The 15,321-nt window shown below is 54.7% G+C and carries 15 protein-coding genes; 12 read left to right on the top strand and 3 right to left on the bottom strand.

Annotated elements, in window-relative coordinates; all coding sequences use genetic code 11:
• Positions 1 to 7 precede the first annotated feature (7 nt).
• The 7 genes from KJW29_RS01705 (at position 8) to KJW29_RS01735 (ending at position 7,545) form a co-directional block, all read left to right on the top strand.
• A complete protein-coding gene (locus tag KJW29_RS01705) occupies positions 8 to 880 on the top strand; it encodes a type II secretion system F family protein (RefSeq protein ID WP_214628518.1) in 873 nt (290 codons plus the stop codon).
• Positions 881 to 1,114: 234 nt separating this feature from the next.
• On the top strand, positions 1,115 to 1,303 hold the full coding sequence (locus tag KJW29_RS01710) for a Flp1 family type IVb pilin (protein WP_087570841.1): 189 nt from the start codon (positions 1,115 to 1,117) through the stop codon (positions 1,301 to 1,303).
• A gap of 34 nt (positions 1,304 to 1,337) precedes the next feature.
• On the top strand, positions 1,338 to 1,991 hold the full coding sequence (locus tag KJW29_RS01715; RefSeq protein ID WP_214628519.1) for a hypothetical protein: 654 nt from the start codon (positions 1,338 to 1,340) through the stop codon (positions 1,989 to 1,991).
• A 34-nt stretch (positions 1,992 to 2,025) separates the two neighbouring features.
• Positions 2,026 to 4,260: a TadE/TadG family type IV pilus assembly protein gene (locus KJW29_RS01720; protein ID WP_214628520.1), complete on the top strand. Its 2,235-nt coding sequence runs from the start codon at positions 2,026 to 2,028 to the stop codon at positions 4,258 to 4,260.
• Positions 4,217 to 5,251: a TadE family protein gene (locus tag KJW29_RS01725; protein WP_214628521.1), complete on the top strand. Its 1,035-nt coding sequence runs from the start codon at positions 4,217 to 4,219 to the stop codon at positions 5,249 to 5,251. The genes KJW29_RS01720 and KJW29_RS01725 overlap by 44 nt, the downstream gene beginning before the upstream one ends.
• Positions 5,252 to 5,288: 37 nt before the next feature.
• Positions 5,289 to 5,894, top strand: coding sequence for an A24 family peptidase (locus KJW29_RS01730; protein WP_214628522.1), 606 nt, complete (start codon positions 5,289 to 5,291; stop codon positions 5,892 to 5,894).
• A gap of 31 nt (positions 5,895 to 5,925) precedes the next feature.
• On the top strand, positions 5,926 to 7,545 hold the full coding sequence (locus KJW29_RS01735; RefSeq protein ID WP_214628523.1) for a DUF6382 domain-containing protein: 1,620 nt from the start codon (positions 5,926 to 5,928) through the stop codon (positions 7,543 to 7,545).
• 26 nt (positions 7,546 to 7,571) lie between these two features.
• On the opposite strand, the gene KJW29_RS01740 is transcribed toward KJW29_RS01735, so the two are convergent.
• The 3 genes from KJW29_RS01740 to KJW29_RS01750 form a co-directional block, all read right to left on the bottom strand.
• Positions 7,572 to 8,474 (bottom strand): TIGR01777 family oxidoreductase, encoded by a 903-nt coding sequence (locus tag KJW29_RS01740; RefSeq protein ID WP_214628524.1) that lies wholly within the window; start codon positions 8,472 to 8,474, stop codon positions 7,572 to 7,574.
• Positions 8,475 to 8,494: 20 nt separating this feature from the next.
• Positions 8,495 to 8,983, bottom strand: a complete 489-nt coding sequence (locus tag KJW29_RS01745; protein ID WP_214628525.1) for a hypothetical protein — start codon at positions 8,981 to 8,983, stop codon at positions 8,495 to 8,497.
• Between the two features lie 127 nt (positions 8,984 to 9,110).
• The gene (locus KJW29_RS01750; RefSeq protein WP_087570833.1) at positions 9,111 to 9,548 is read right to left on the bottom strand and encodes a DUF2621 domain-containing protein; all 438 of its coding nucleotides are present in this window, start codon (positions 9,546 to 9,548) and stop codon (positions 9,111 to 9,113) included.
• A gap of 101 nt (positions 9,549 to 9,649) precedes the next feature.
• On the opposite strand from KJW29_RS01750, the gene KJW29_RS01755 reads away from it, so the two are divergent.
• From KJW29_RS01755 to KJW29_RS01775, 5 genes are all read left to right on the top strand, one after another.
• A complete protein-coding gene (locus tag KJW29_RS01755) occupies positions 9,650 to 10,780 on the top strand; it encodes a deoxyribonuclease IV (RefSeq protein WP_214628526.1) in 1,131 nt (376 codons plus the stop codon).
• A gap of 265 nt (positions 10,781 to 11,045) precedes the next feature.
• A complete protein-coding gene (purU, locus tag KJW29_RS01760) occupies positions 11,046 to 11,933 on the top strand; it encodes a formyltetrahydrofolate deformylase (RefSeq protein WP_087570830.1) in 888 nt (295 codons plus the stop codon).
• Positions 11,934 to 12,011: 78 nt separating this feature from the next.
• Positions 12,012 to 14,027, top strand: coding sequence for a transketolase (gene tkt / locus KJW29_RS01765; protein WP_214628527.1), 2,016 nt, complete (start codon positions 12,012 to 12,014; stop codon positions 14,025 to 14,027).
• Positions 14,028 to 14,196: 169 nt separating this feature from the next.
• Positions 14,197 to 14,514: a pyrimidine/purine nucleoside phosphorylase gene (ppnP, locus tag KJW29_RS01770; RefSeq protein WP_087570828.1), complete on the top strand. Its 318-nt coding sequence runs from the start codon at positions 14,197 to 14,199 to the stop codon at positions 14,512 to 14,514.
• Positions 14,515 to 14,772: 258 nt separating this feature from the next.
• On the top strand, positions 14,773 to 15,294 hold the full coding sequence (locus tag KJW29_RS01775) for a DUF420 domain-containing protein (RefSeq protein ID WP_214628528.1): 522 nt from the start codon (positions 14,773 to 14,775) through the stop codon (positions 15,292 to 15,294).
• Positions 15,295 to 15,321 lie beyond the last annotated feature (27 nt).

Consider the following 15,321-nt stretch of genomic DNA (forward strand, 5'->3'; position numbering starts at 1 on the left):
GGATGGCATGCTGGCAGCATCAGCGACAGGTATGGTCGCGATATGGTTATATCTGATCGGTGCGGCGGCGATAAAGCAACTTTTGAGTGCGATCCGATTGAGAAGAGATCCCTCCGGGGGGTGGCAGGAGGTCCTGCTGGCAAGACCCTTCCTTCGTGTTCTTGCATTGGCGGAGCGTCCCGAGGTGGCGAGACTCCGCGTCGAGACGCTTCATCGCCAGCTGATGGTGCTAAAGGGTGTCTCGTGGTCGGTAGAGCAGACAAGATCAGCGGCGGCGCAGTCGCTTGGACAGGCATATGGAGCTTTGACGGCAAGTTTGATCCTGGCAGGGTTCACGGGCGAACCGGTAATGTCCATGATGGGAGCCGTCGTGGCCATTGTGCTGGTGCTGCGTCGATTTGTGGAAGCGGATCGCGAAGTAGAGCGCAGGAGGCGAGCCATCATAGCGGCGCTTCCGGATATGCTGGCCAAGCTGACGCTGCTCGTCGGCGCGGGGGAGACTGTGCAGGGCGCATTCGCGAAATGCCTTAATGGCGGGCCTGGATACGGGGACAGTCCGTTGCATAGGGAATGGCGGCATGCCGTCCTCTCGCTCCAAAACGGGCAGTCGTTCGGCATAGCGATCGAAAGGCTGGGCAGAAGCTGCGGCGTTCAGGAGGTTGCCATATTTTCGACGGTTATCCTGCTGAATTACCGCAGAGGAGGCGATCGCTTCGTGCTGGCGTTGAGAGAATTCTCGTATTCATTATGGGAGAAGCGTAAGACTGCTGCGCGTACAAGCGGCGAGGAGGCTTCGTCGAAGCTGGTATTTCCGCTGGTCGGCATCCTGTTTATTATGATGGTGGTGGTCGCTGCGCCTGCGTTTCTACTCATGTCCTGAGATCGAAATAGGGGTTGTTCAAAAAGTCCGCTTTTGATCACGAAGTATGCCACGAAGTGTACTCGACATCGAATATTGAATTCAGGCGAAACTTCCGGTGCTCACGTAGCTTCCACTACGCTCCGCTCCTCAGTTTCTACCTTCAATCAATCTTCTCGGTGCTGAAAACCGAACTTTTTGAACACGGTCTAAGGGGTTTTACATTTAATCAAGATAAGAGAGGGATGAGATCGAATGAAAAAGCTGACAGCGGGATGGAGATCGTTCTGGAGGAATGATCAGGGGCTGGGTACGCTCGAGATCATATTGATTATAGCCGTCGTCATTATTATCGCACTGTTGTTCAAGGACTGGATTATCGAGCTGATCGAGAACCTGATGGGCAAAGCGGACGATGAAGCCAATCGCATCTTCGAGAATTAACAGGCTATGGCGACGTGAGGAGGGAAGCTTCAGCTTGGAGTCGGCGATGGTGTTTCCCATGCTGTTCATTCTGATTTTCCTATTCCTCTTTATGGGCATGTTCGTCTACCAGAATGTCGTTGTGAGTTATACGTCCGCCGTTACGTCGGAACGGGCTGCTTTCGCTTGGGACAACAGTCATCGGGATCCGAGATCGGGAATATTGACGGAGGCAGCCTATGACGGGTTGTATACCGAGCTTGGAAGCGATGGCGTAACGGGGAGCCTGTTCGGATTGATCGGTCATTCGGAGACGGTATCCGTGTCGTTGCCATCCGGGCGAACGGAGGGAGCAGGGAGTGCCCTTGCCGTAACCAAGCTGTACCTGGCTTCGGATTGGATTGCTGCAGCAGGGCTTTCGTATTCGGGCGAGGTGACGCGGGTCAACGACGGACTGTTTAGGCTGGTGCGTACGAAGTTGGAGAAGCCGATCGGTTCCAACGTATTTCGTTCATGGGGCAAAGGCGAATTTGTTGATCCGACGGGACAATCGAACGCTCTGATTACGGCTCCTGTCGATTTCGTACGTCATGTCGATTTGGCGCGTTATTATGCGAAAAAATTTTCTGGCTCGTCAGCAGGCAAGGCGACTTCGAAGAAACAGGCAGGGAAAGTGCTGTCATCCTATGGGGGAGGCAGCCAGCCTTAAGAGAATAGGAAGCGGTTGGAGGATGGAAGCGGGTATGCGACATACGATATGGCGATATTTAATTGACAGGGAAGATGGCACGATCACGATATTTGCCGTTATTGTCCTATCATCGCTGTTGTTGTTCTTCGGCACTTTGATCGATTACGCGCGAATTGCGGCAATGGGGCTTATGTCCGAGAACGCGGCCAGAACAGGCGTCCGTTCCGTTTTGTCGGCATACGATTCCTGGTTATACGAACGATATGGATTGTTCGGACGTGGCGGCAGCGAAGGCGAGGAAATATTCCGGGAGGTTCTCGAAGGCAGTCGCGGAGAGGAGGCGGCTGCTGGAGGTTTTGGCCTGGTCCGTACTCGGCTTGAGGATGCCAAGCTTCATACGTCGCATGTGCTGGGAGATCATGACGTATTCGCAAGACAAGTGCTGGAAGAGATGAAATATAAGGCTCCAGTCGATATGACGCTGGAAGTTGTGGCCAAGCTTGTTCCGCTGGGAGATTCGCTGCGGGAGAGCGGCGAGACGTTCCATACGCTCGACGAGCTGCGCAAGCTGTACGAGAAGCGAGAGAAGCTGCTGGAAGATGTACTGCTGTTGCAGGAGCAGGCGGCGGACATCGTAGCTGGAAGCGAGGTTCTTCCGCTTGTGCCTGCCGGGAAGGCTGCTTTGAAGCTAGGCAGTAACTCCGTCCATAAAGGAACGGTCCAGTCGCTGCTGGAGCGATTTGCCGCTTATGCCGGACAGGTTGGACAGGATGACGGAGCAGATGAGCCGGAGAATGGGGACGAGATCGCCTCATTCGAGGAAGAGGCTGCTTCGTTGGCTGGGCGGCTTCGCTCGGCAAGCGCGGCATTGGAGCAAAAGCACGCGGAGCTGTTATCCCGTGCGCGACGACAGCTGGAGCAGTCGGAGGCCGTCAACGACGAGATGATCCGCATAAATAGCCGTACTGTTTCTCCAAGCGGGTATGACGGAGTTCGCGGGAAGGATGTGCCCGGCGCAGAGCCATACCCAGACGCAGGGACGGCCGCTTCCGAGCTGGAGGAGGTACGCAGCAGCGGCGATAAACTCATACGGAATGAAGGCTGGTGGAGTTCGTACCGGCAGGAGCTGGTTGATCAAGAGACGAGCGGCAAGGGGATCGCAAGCCAGGTCGAGCAACTGCTGTCCAGGCTGTCCAGTGCGATGGCTTCGCCGGGATCTGCCGCAGCGACAAGGCTGCTGAATGAAGGCGTGACGGAGATACAGTTGGCCGTTAAGCACTATGAATCGGTCTATGCCGGACAAGCTTCGTTATTGGCAAAACGGAAGACGGAGCTTGCGGATGCGGATATGAAGAAGCAACTGAAGGAAACGGAAGCCAAGACCGCTGCAGCTTGGCAGAATGCAGGCAGGCTGTTGAACGGTCTGGCCGGCATGCGGGATTTGCCGGAGCATCGGGAGCTGTTCCAATCGGTGAAGTCGCGTTACGAGGACAGTCTGCTCTTTAATCAGAAGCAGCAAGAGGACGGGAATAACGACGGAACCGGATGGTCGCAAGCCAAGGATGCGAATCAAGCGGTGGAGCGCTCGACAGGGCAAATGGAAGGATTGTTTGCAGGGATGTCTGACTTGCTGGCAAAGAGCCGCGATATGTTCTACTACGGGGAATACGCTTCGGACAGATTCAGCCACTTTGCCCCTCAACAGCTGCTGGATCTAATGGAGGATCGGGACATCGAAGGGATCGCGGAAGCAGCCTCCTTCCACAATCAAGAGATGGAATATTGGCTGTATGGATTCCATGATCCTATAGGCAATCTGATTGCCGCATATGGAGAGCTGTTCGGCGTCAGACTGGCTGTTCGTACGATGGAAGGCTTGATCGTGAGCAAAAATCTGGGGCACCCGCTGTTAATATTGTCCGGGGCCATACTCTATGGGTTGGAGAAGACGGCGGAGGATATGCTGAGCTTCGCCCGCAAAGGAAGCGCGCCATTATCGAAATATGCGAAGGTAGAGCTCGGCTATCTGGATTATTTGCGATTGTTTGCTCTTCTGCATGGAGGCAAGGAGGAGGAAAGGCTGTCCCGAATGATCGCCGTCATCGAGCAAAATAGCGATCTGGTGCTGGCGCAGGTACCGTCAGGCGTTACAGGCGAAGCGTCGATCTCTATAAAGCTATGGTTTTTACCCGGAGCAACGAAGCTGATTGGCAGGCTTGGTTTGTTGAAGGGGAGGGTGAACGATGGTCGCTTCGAAAGCTCCGAGACGGTGGGTTGGTCGTACTGAACAAGCGAAGATTTTGAAGCTGTTTCTCGAATTGAGGGGCAGAACGAATGGCTCCATCGTTGTCGAGGCGGCGATCGTGCTGCCGCTTCTGATCTTTTTATTGATGGCTTTCGCGCTGCCCATCATGCTTTGCACGGCACAGATGGCGTTGCATGAGACGGCTTCGCAGACAGCCCGCAGTCTGGCTTCGCATATATATCCGGCTGAGCTTGCCGTAGATGGAATCGCCGGCAGCGTAACGGGAGCAGAACCGTCGCATCCGGCGCCGGCTGCTTCTAAGGATGAGCTGCCGAAGTGGAACGAAGTCGCGGCCGAGGCGGCGGAATGGCTGCCTGGGCCGGCTGGCGAGCTGGCAAGCTCGGCGCTTCGCGGCGATTGGGGACCGCTTGTAGATCTTGCTGCGACAGAGCTGGGACGCGGCACCATCGAGCCGCTTGCCCGAAGGTTTGCGGCGGAGACGGTCCTTCGTCCGGAACGACTGAGATTGGCCAAGCTTATGCTTCCCGATCTGGTTAACAAGGATGACGCTTATCTAACCGTTGTTATTCAATATGAATTCCCTGTCAGGATGCCATTGCTGGGGAAGAAAATCGTACTGAAGGAACAGGTTCGCGAGCGGGTTTGGATTAGCGATGCGGTGGCGGCTGCCTATGGCTCGAAGATCGGTGGAGACGGTAATGAAAGCCCACATCTGCAAATCGTCTCCATTACGCCGACTCCGCTTCGCCCCGGTCAGAAGGCGACCGTGACCGTACTGACGAATCCCGGCCAACCGGTGTCATTAGGCGTTATGTACAAAAGCGGCGCCAGCAAGGCGAAGCATCTTGGAGATGCCACCGCGGATGGAGAAGGTTTTGTGTCCTGGACTTGGCATGTGTCGGGCAATACAACGCCAGGCATTTGGAAATTGACCGTGACTGCGGAAGGGGAGCATGCGGCATCCAATGTGTCGAAACATTTTCTGGTCGAGAAACGAAACCTGGGCGATTAGTTTCATTTCCTTCGTTGTACAAGAAAGGAGGGCCGACATGAGCACAAGCTTTGCTTTAGCAGCCTTTTTGTTGCTGCTGCTTGCGGCGTTTATAACCGACATGAAGTGGAGAAGGATTCCGAATTGGCTCACGTTTACCTTCTTCGTTGCAGGCTTGTTGTATCATGTTTCGATAAACGGTGTTGCAGGGCTCGCTGCCGCGAGCTGGGGGGCAACGGCGGGATTTTTGCCTTTGCTGCTGCTATATGCACTTGGAGGCATAGGAGCAGGAGATGTCAAGCTGTTTGGCGCGGCAGGCGCTTGGATTGGCGTCGGGACCGTTCTGCAGCTTATGATGGCCTCCATAGTGTGCGCAGGGATCATTGGTCTTCTGTTGCTCGCAGGACGAATGCTCCCTTCGGTTGCGATAAAAAAAGCGATCCGTTATTTGACCGAGTCGGATGCTGTTGAGTCAGGCGTTGGCGTTGATGATTCAGGTACTGATTCAGGCGTTGCCGAGAAAGCCGGAGCAGTTCGAATTGGCGAATCGGCCATTGCCTTAAGTCATGAGAAGAGCTCCAGGAAAGTCCGCTCACGCCTGCGGATGCCCTTCATGCTTGCCGTTCTGCCAGCTGTTGCGCTGGTCTGGCCTTCGCTTGCGTAACATCATGTTATTGAAGAAAGGGGGGATCGTGTTGAAGCCGTATCGCATTGATTTCGTCAACGGGCGAGGCCACGAGATGACGCTCGACAAGGATGGTGGCATTCGCAGATCCGAGCTGGACGAGCTGGAAATCAACATGCTGAGATCGCAAAACGTGCCTTGCCTGCTGCCAATGGAATGGATGGAGATGGACGGGAACGTCACGTTCCGTTATGCGCTGAACGGCAAGAAGATGCTGATCCACAGGCTGCAGCAGCAGCCCCTCGCGATGGATCAATTCTATGGTTTGCTGCACAAAGTCGTTTCCGGATTGTTGGAATGCAGAGATTATATGCTTCGGCCGGAAGGATGCATGCTTGGCGATACCTTTCTATTTGTCGGGGAGAATATTGAAGACGTTTCGTTTGTTTATGTGCCGCTGCATGCCCGCGAGGAAGAGAGTGCGGCTGGTGATGATTTATTAGCGATGGTAGCCAGATGGTCTGCTTACATCGAGCATGTGGACGGAGAAGGCTTGCAGGAAGTGCTGAAGATGTTCGGCGGCAATCGATGGCCGCTCGAAGAGCTTAGGGAGCTGATGATGGAGAAGCTCGGCAGCAAGCATCTGTTGCCAGAGGCGGCGTCCGGCAATGATGGGATAACAAGAGGACATGAATTTAAACAACACTTGGATGATATGGGCGGCAGCACCCGTAACCGAATGCAAGCTTCCCGTATATTCGAGGACAGCGCTCCTGAACGGGAGGATTCAATGCACGGGCGGGGACGCGGCTATTCATCCATTACAACTAATGAATCTATTGAATCTTGCGATCAAGGCGAGGAGAGTTTTATTGAAAGCAGCGAAGCGGCCGCCAAGAAATCAGGAAGCCAGCGCTGGCTGATTGCATCGGGCGGGGTACTGGGCACGGCATGTATTTGGCGATTCGTTTATCTTGGTTATAGCACAACGCAGACGATGCTCGTAAGCCTTGGCCTGACCGTCCTGCTATTGGCCGCCGTGGTATGGATGTGGAGAAGGGGAGCCGGCATGCTGCTGGAACCGTCTGCACCTGTGCCGGAAGGGGAGGACATGTCAGCCTCGTTCGAGCTGCATTCTGGTCCTTTGCGTACGGGAGAACGTTGGCGGACAGGCGACTCGCCTCGCGAGTCATGGAGCATGCAAGACGAAAGCGATCGCAAGGACGGCGTGACGACCAGTTCGCTGGGAAGCTATGCATTGCCTCCTCAAGTGAAAAAAGCGGAGGACGAGCAGCGGAAAATGGACGATCTGCTTGCCCCGACGACTGTCCTGGGCGGAAAGGATGCCGACCAAGCGAATGATGGCGGAGGCTACGCTGCGGAAGATGTGCTGCTAAGACGGCGGTGGAATGGCAAGGAAGAGGTGATTCCGATCTCGTCGGAAGTGTTTCGAATCGGGCGAGGCAGCGGAGGCGATGGCTACGAAGAGAAGGCGGACGGGGTATCGCGCTTGCATCTGGAGATTGTGAAAGAGCAAGGCTGTCATGTTGCCAAGGATTTGGGGTCAAGGAATGGGAGCCTGCTTAATGGGACGATGATGGTGCCTTACAAATCCTATCCGTTAGCTGTCGGAGATACGATACAGTTAACGGGAAACAAAGGACCTGCCTATCAGTTCGGCAAGGGCTAGAAAAAGCCAGCCCAGGGAGGGCTGGCTTATTGGGAAACGAGAAGCTGCGTGAGCGCCTGTTCCAGCTTGGGATACCGAAAGCGGAAGCCCAGCTTGGTCGACTTGACGGGAAGCGCGCGTTGTCCGTCAAGCAGAAGCGTAGACATCTCGCCGAGCCCGACTCGCATCAGTCCTGCCGGAAGCGGAAACCAATGCGGCCGTCCGATCGTTTTTCCGACTGCCCTGCCGAATTCGTCGTTGCTGACGGGTTCGGGAGCAGAGGCATTGACAGGACCTTTTATGTCGTCATTATCCAGGCAGAACAGGATGAGCCCGATCATATCGTCGATATGAATCCAGGAGAGGCCTTGTTTGCCGGAACCGACGCGGCCTCCAACGAACAATCGGTAAGGAAGAAGCATCAACGGGAAGGCGCCTCCCTTGCGGGCGAGAACCAACCCTATTCGCAGCTTTACGAGACGTTTCGCGGGAATGGCGTCTGCCGCCTCTTCCCAACTGCGCACGACCTCCGATAAGTAGTCGGTCACGGCCGTCGGGCTGTCTTCCTCGAAAACTAACGTTTCCGAGCTGCCGTAGGCGGATATGCCGGAAGCATTAACGACGACGGAGGGGCCATCTTGGAGCGAACGGACGAGACGTCCGACTCGCGCCGCAGCCCATTTTCGGGAATCCATGATACGGGCTTTGGCCGACTTCGTCCAACGTTGGTTAATACTCTCTCCTGCCAGGTTAACGATGGCGTCTATTCCTTCCAGGATGGAAGGGTCCCGCTCCAGCATATCCCAGGTTGCGTAACTCGGTCCGGAGTCGGCGGGTTGCTTCGCGGCAGCACGCCGTGTAATAATCCATACCGTATCGCCACGCCCAATCAGAGCATTGGTCAAACCTTGTCCGATAAACCCCGTCCCGCCCGTTATTGCAACCTTCATCCCCCGTCACTCCCCGGCCGTTATTTGGCTTCGATCTTCGTCAGCCACAGCTGCTTGATGCCTTGTTCGCTGTCAATGACCTTCTCCGTATATTCGAATGCGACGGGCGCTTCCGATTCAAGCTCATTGATCGCGGGAGAAAGCTCTTCCGTAATGCGGTAAGCTGCAGCTCCCTCATCGGTTCTGATTTCAATGGAATTGGAATCGATCAGGCCGGTATAGATTCCCTCGTTGCTAATAATGATATCGGCCGGAGCGTCCGGATCCGTGCCGGCCCCTGTAGTAGGAGCGGACTCTTCGGGCTGCTTCGTCTCATCGTCGTCGCCGATAGAGCCTGGATCCTGAATCCCGCTCTCCTCAGGCAATTGGTCATTAATACCGGGCTCGGGCGAGCCGTTCACGTTTTGACCTGCGTTGCTATTGTTGGCGCCGCAAGCCGATGCAGTAAGCATGACGGCCATTAATAATGCGGCTGCTCCAGCGGTCTTTGTTCTGCGTTTGTTCTTCATGGTTGAACCACCTCCTACGATAGTAAGACGAACGAGCGGGTGGCGGGGTTGCATAAATATGTCTAACCGGACATGACGACACTGAAACAATACATCTATTGGCGGTTAGTCGCCAAGTGCGTCAGCACTATTTGTTAATCAAATGTTCGTAAGGTCTGTAGTCGATGCCTTTGCGTTCCATGAACGACATAAGGATCCGATAATCGCGCTTGGGCGTTGCGCGTATGTAGCCCTCAATACAATGCTCGCGCGTAACGGTCTTCGCTCCGTGTTCGATTGCGACTTGACCGATCTTGGCCGCGATGGAATGTTTGGCAATGTCGCGGAAGGCATTAGGCACCGGCGATACCAGCTCATCGAGGAACTGCTTCGACTCTTCGCCCCACATGCTGCGGCTGCGCTCGACCCAATAATTCTGCCAATCCAGCTTGGACTTTCCGTCCCTCATCGGGAGCACCTTCAGGAACTTCCGGAACATGAAGAAGCCGCCAACGGACATGGCTATAACCATCACGATCGCCCAGAAAACGATAAAATACATAAACCAGCTTGGCGTTCCGTTCATACCTTATGTCACCTCAATAATGAATTATAGCGTATTCGTAGATTTATTTCGACATTCCTTGTAAAATAAGGTTTGATCAACCGAAAGGGGCGTTCAAGCCAATGTTGAAAATAGGTTCTCACGTTTCATTCTCGGACAAGGGTCTGTTGACTGCAGCCGAAGAGGCAATCTCGTACGGTTCCAGCACGTTCATGATTTACACGGGGGCGCCGCAGAATACGCGCCGCAAACCCATCGACACATTATACATCGAAGAAGGCAAGGCACGGATGGAATCAGCCGGGATCGGCGAGATCGTCGTGCACGCGCCGTATATTATCAATCTAGGCTCCTACAAGGATGATACGTTCGAGCTCGCCGTAAACTTCCTGCAAGAAGAGATTCGCCGTACGGACGCGATCGGCGTCCGCAATATCGTCCTTCATCCAGGTGCTTACACAGACAAGGATGCGGAGTTTGGCATCAACAGGATTGCCGAGGGATTAAACGAAGTACTCGCGGGAACAAGCGGCACGGCTGTCAATATCGCGCTCGAGACCATGGCCGGCAAAGGAACGGAGATCGGCAGAAGCTTCGAGGAGATTGCCGCCATTATCGAGAAGGTAAAGGACAACCATCGTCTGACCGTCTGCATGGATACTTGCCATATGCACGACGCAGGCTACGACCTCGTCCATGATCTGGACGGCGTTCTGGAGACGTTCGATCGAATCGTGGGACTGGATCGCGTCGCCGTCGTACACGTTAACGACAGCAAAAATCCGCGGGGAGCGTCCAAAGACCGCCATGCTCCCATCGGCGCAGGCTGGCTGGGGCACGAAGCGATCTCGAACATTATCCGCCACGACGCTCTGAAGGGACGGCCGTTTATTTTGGAGACGCCGTGGATTGGCAAAGTCGACAAGAAGGAACGGCCGATGTACGAAGCCGAGATTGCGCTTTTGCGCGGTGATGTGAAGGCGCGCTTTGGCGAAGGTTTTCTTGAAGACGTCGAAAAGCTACATCATTATTTCGGCAAGCACGAGATCGATCCCAGATCGTATATCATCGATACGTGGACGCTGCTCAAAAATGACGCAAAGGCGAAAAAAGCCGATCCGCGCGAGCCGATGGAGCGCTTGTACGACATGCTGGAAGTAGACGGTCCATTATCTTCCGAGCTGTCGGAGGAGCAAGTGAACCAGCGCTTGACGGCATGGTTTGCAGGGAAAGATCTGCTCGTAAAGGCTTAAAGAGGTTGTTCAAAAAGTCCGATTCCCATTACGAAGCATGTCTAGAAGCTTACTCGACATCGAATATTGAACGCAACCGAACCTAAGCATATGCTTACGAAGTATGTTTCCTTCGGAAACATTGCAGGTGCTCACGTAGCTCTGCTACGCTCCGCTCCTCAGTTTCTAGTTGCCTTCAATCTTCTCGGTACTGATAACCGAACTTTTTGAACACGCATTTAAGGTTTGGAAACAAAATTCATTGTAGAAAAGGAAGATTTATCCGATGTCATCTCAAGTAACCAAACTATCGAAAGGACAAGGAGGACGAGCCCGGATGCTGATCTCCTGTCCGGACCGTCCGGGCATCGTCGCGGCGGTGTCTCATTTTCTCTATGAGCATGGCGCGAATATCGTCTCCTCGGACCAATATACGATGGACCCCGAAGGCGGCATGTTCTTTATCCGCTTCGAATTCGACTTAAACGACATGGACCGGGAGCTTCCCGTTCTTGTGGAAGATTTCGCGAGGGTCGCCGACCGCTTCCAGATGAAGTGGCACACGTTTCGAGCCAGCCGCAAGAAACGGATGGCGGTCTTTGTATCCAAGGAAGATCATTGTTTGATGGAGCTGCTGTGGCAGTGGCGCGCAGGAGAGCTGGATGCCGAGATCGCCATGGTTATCAGCAACCATCCCGATTTGCGGGAGCTTGTGGAATCGTTCGGCATCCCGTACCATCATGTCCCGGTTACCGCGGAGACGAAGGCGGAAGCGGAGCGCAAGCAGATGGAGATCGTCGCGGACAAAGCGGACATTATCGTGCTTGCCCGCTATATGCAGATTATTTCGCCGAAGTTTATCGAGCAGTTCCCGAACCGCATCATAAATATCCACCACTCGTTCCTTCCTGCTTTCGTAGGGGGCAAGCCGTATGCGCAAGCCTACAACCGGGGCGTCAAAATCATCGGAGCAACGGGGCATTACGTTACGGAAGAGCTGGATGGCGGTCCTATCATCGAGCAGGACGTTCAGCGCGTCACGCATCGCGATAACGTCGAGGATTTAAAGCGAATCGGCCGGACGATCGAACGCGTCGTGCTTGCGCGCGCCGTGAAGTGGCATATCGAGGACAGGGTTATCGTACACGGGAACAAGACGGTTGTATTCAATTAATGCCGGGTGATACAATATTCAAAGCTTTTAACCTGGCTTTGGATAGGTACAGAGAATGACAAATTAGGAGGAACACAAATGTCTGTCACGCAAAAATCTATCGATCAGCTGTCGATCGACACGATCCGTACGCTGGCGATCGACGCCATCGAAAAAGCAAAATCCGGTCATCCGGGCATGCCTATGGGCGCGGCTCCGATGGGTTACCAATTATTCGCCAAGGACATGGTCCATAACCCTTCCAATCCGGAGTGGGTCAACCGCGACCGCTTCGTATTATCCGCGGGCCACGGTTCCATGCTGCTGTACAGCTTGCTTCATCTGTCGGGTTACGCGCTTCCGCTGGAAGAACTGCAGAACTTCCGCCAGTGGGGCTCGCTAACGCCGGGTCACCCTGAGTTCGGCCATACGGCTGGCGTAGACGCCACAACGGGTCCGCTTGGCCAAGGCATCGCGATGGCGGTAGGCATGGCAATGGCAGAAGCGCATCTGGGAGCCGTTTACAATAAAGAAGGTTTCAACGTCATCGATCACTATACGTATTCCATCTGCGGCGACGGCGACCTCATGGAGGGCATCTCGCATGAAGCGGCTTCCCTGGCCGGTCACCTGCAGCTGGGCAAGCTGGTCGTGCTGTACGATTCCAACGATATTTCCCTGGACGGCGAGCTAAGCCTGTCTTACTCCGAGACGGTACAAAAACGTTTCGAAGGTTATGGCTGGCAGGTGCTACGCGTTTCCGACGGCAACGATCTCGGCGCGCTGACGAAAGCGATCGAGGAAGCCAAAGCGGACGCCTCCAAACCAACTTTGATTGAAGTGAAAACGGTCATCGGCTTCGGCAGCCCGAACAAAGGCGGCAAAGGCGGACATGCCGGTCCTCACGGATCGCCGCTTGGCGCAGACGAGACGAAGCTCACGAAGCAAGTATACGGCTGGGATGAGAACCATCAGTTCCACGTGCCGGACGAAGTGCGCGCGCATTTCGCAGAGGCAAAAGCCAAAGGCGAACAAGCCAACGCGGCTTGGAATGAGCTGTTCGCAGCTTACAAGGACGCCTATCCGGAGCTTGCCAATCAATTCGAGCTGGCAACGGCTGGCGACCTGCCCGAGGGCTGGGACGCGGAGCTTCCAGCGTACACGACCGAGGACAAGCCTTTGTCGACGCGCGTTGCTTCCGGCAACGCCCTGAACGGTCTAGCGAATCGCGTGCCGAACCTGGCCGGCGGCTCCGCCGACCTGGAAAGCTCCACGATGACCCACCTGAAGGGCCTGACGCAATTCAAACCGGGCAGCTACGACGGACGCAACATCTACTTCGGCGTTCGCGAGTTCGGCATGGCGGCGGCGATGAACGGAATCGCGCTGCATTCGGGCATCAAAGTTTTCGGCGGCACGTTCTTCGTCTTTACGGATTATCTGCGTCCGGCAATCCGTCTGGCCGCGCTGATGAATCTGCCTGTCGTCTACGTCTTGACGCATGATTCCATCGCTGTAGGCGAAGACGGTCCAACGCATGAGCCGATCGAGCAACTGGCTTCCATCCGCATTATCCCGGGCTTGACGGTTATCCGTCCTGCAGACGGCAACGAAACTTCCGCAGCATGGGCTTACGCGGCAGAGAACAAGGGCAATCCGATCGCGCTTGTGCTGACTCGCCAGAACCTGCCGATTCTCGAAGGCACCGTAACGGGCGCCCGCGAGAACTTGAGCAAAGGCGCTTACGTAGTCTCCGACGCTGCCGGCGAGCCGCAAGCGCAGCTGATCGCAACGGGCTCCGAGGTGCAGCTGGCGGTAGCCGCTCAGAAAGCGCTGGCGGAAGAAGGCATCCAGGTTCGGGTCATCAGCATGCCGAGCATGGATCTGTTCGAGCGCCAGCCTAAGGCTTACAAAGACTCGGTTATTCTGCCAGGCGTGAAAGCTCGTCTCGCGATCGAGATGGCGCATCCGTTCGGCTGGGAGCGTTACACAGGCGATCAAGGCGACATTTTGGGCATCGACCGCTTCGGCGCATCCGCTCCCGGCGACCGCGTGATCAAGGAATACGGCTTCACGGTCGAGAATGTTGTAAGCAAGGTAAAAGCATTGCTGTAATAGCCATATGAGAGGCTGGGAAGGGCTTCGTTCGTTGGAACGAATTCCTCCCCGGCCTACTTGGATTGTATGAAAACGCGCTGCATCTAAGGAGAACGGCGTCGACCGCTTCGCTTTGCCATTATTCAAATACTACGCCTGCTGAGGACTAAAGGAGATTGGATCAATCATGTCGCAATTCGAGAACGTAACCGTAATCAAAAAAGCAAACGTCTATTTCGACGGCAAAGTAACAAGCCGCGCGGTTGTATTCGCAGACGGAACAAAGAAAACGCTTGGCGTCATGCTGCCCGGCGACTATGAATTCGGCACGGACTGCCTTGAAATTATGGAAATTCTGGGCGGCGATCTTAAGGTGCTCCTGCCAGGCGAAACGGAATGGATCCATATCCAAGGCGAGGGCGAATTCAAAGTTCCCGCCAACACGAAGTTCAAGCTTCAGGTTGCCGAAGTGACGGACTACTGTTGTTCGTACATTTACGAGTAATCGCGTCAGCCGATGAGGCCGCATCGTTATAGCGATGCGGCCTTTCGCGTTGTCGGAGCAACGCCACCGAACAAGCCAGGCCGCTTGTGTACGGAATTTCAGCTACAATGGCCCGTCCATCCGAGCATAAACAAGCCCCCTCTAATTGTGGCGCCGCAATTTCACATAAACGTCAACACTCCGACATTGTATTCCCTTATGAAAATGGGCTAAAGTTAAAACAATCACTACCAACTTGCAATAGGGGGATTCCAATCCATGAAGGAAAGAAATTACACGCCGCTGGTGGCGGTATTAACGGTCGTCATAGTGGCGTTGGTCGCGATCCTGTTCTTTTTGCCGGCCTACGACGGCGAAGTCGGTTTCGACGTTAAAATGCTGCCGCTGCTGAACGCGATTTTCAACTGCTTCACGTTTCTGACGCTTGTCGTAGCGCTGGTAGCCATCAAGCGCAAAAATATTAAAATGCACAGGGCGTTTATCGGTCTGGCCTTCTTGTCCACAACGCTGTTCCTCGTCTCTTACGTAACCTATCACTACTTGACGGAGTCGACCAAATACGGCGGCGAAGGCATACTTCGGGGGATTTATTTCTTCGTGCTGCTTACTCATATCGTGCTTGCGGTAGTCGTTGTGCCACTTGCGCTGATGTCGGCCGTTCGCGGCATGACGAATCAAGTGGAGAAGCACCGCAGAATCGCGAAATGGACGATGCCGATCTGGCTTTATGTCAGCTTCACTGGCGTCGTCGTATACCTCATGATTTCTCCCTACTATTAAGCAGAGAAGCGGATGGCAGGCCCCCTC

The organism is Paenibacillus agaridevorans, assembly GCF_018604145.1.
Taxonomy (GTDB): domain Bacteria; phylum Bacillota; class Bacilli; order Paenibacillales; family Paenibacillaceae; genus Pristimantibacillus; species Pristimantibacillus agaridevorans.

What these genes read in the sequence shown, in the direction of transcription:
- KJW29_RS01705 (WP_214628518.1), top strand. Translation starts at nt 8, where the DNA reads ATGCTGGCAGCATCAGCGACAGGTATGGTCGCGATATGGTTATATCTG.
- KJW29_RS01710 (WP_087570841.1), top strand. Translation starts at nt 1,115, where the DNA reads ATGAAAAAGCTGACAGCGGGATGGAGATCGTTCTGGAGGAATGATCAG.
- KJW29_RS01720 (WP_214628520.1), top strand. Translation starts at nt 2,026, where the DNA reads ATGCGACATACGATATGGCGATATTTAATTGACAGGGAAGATGGCACG.
- KJW29_RS01725 (WP_214628521.1), top strand. Translation starts at nt 4,217, where the DNA reads ATGGTCGCTTCGAAAGCTCCGAGACGGTGGGTTGGTCGTACTGAACAA.
- KJW29_RS01730 (WP_214628522.1), top strand. Translation starts at nt 5,289, where the DNA reads ATGAGCACAAGCTTTGCTTTAGCAGCCTTTTTGTTGCTGCTGCTTGCG.
- KJW29_RS01740 (WP_214628524.1), bottom strand. Translation starts at nt 8,474, where the DNA reads ATGAAGGTTGCAATAACGGGCGGGACGGGGTTTATCGGACAAGGTTTG.
- KJW29_RS01745 (WP_214628525.1), bottom strand. Translation starts at nt 8,983, where the DNA reads ATGAAGAACAAACGCAGAACAAAGACCGCTGGAGCAGCCGCATTATTA.
- KJW29_RS01750 (WP_087570833.1), bottom strand. Translation starts at nt 9,548, where the DNA reads ATGAACGGAACGCCAAGCTGGTTTATGTATTTTATCGTTTTCTGGGCG.
- KJW29_RS01755 (WP_214628526.1), top strand. Translation starts at nt 9,650, where the DNA reads ATGTTGAAAATAGGTTCTCACGTTTCATTCTCGGACAAGGGTCTGTTG.
- purU (WP_087570830.1), top strand. Translation starts at nt 11,046, where the DNA reads ATGTCATCTCAAGTAACCAAACTATCGAAAGGACAAGGAGGACGAGCC.
- tkt (WP_214628527.1), top strand. Translation starts at nt 12,012, where the DNA reads ATGTCTGTCACGCAAAAATCTATCGATCAGCTGTCGATCGACACGATC.
- ppnP (WP_087570828.1), top strand. Translation starts at nt 14,197, where the DNA reads ATGTCGCAATTCGAGAACGTAACCGTAATCAAAAAAGCAAACGTCTAT.
- KJW29_RS01775 (WP_214628528.1), top strand. Translation starts at nt 14,773, where the DNA reads ATGAAGGAAAGAAATTACACGCCGCTGGTGGCGGTATTAACGGTCGTC.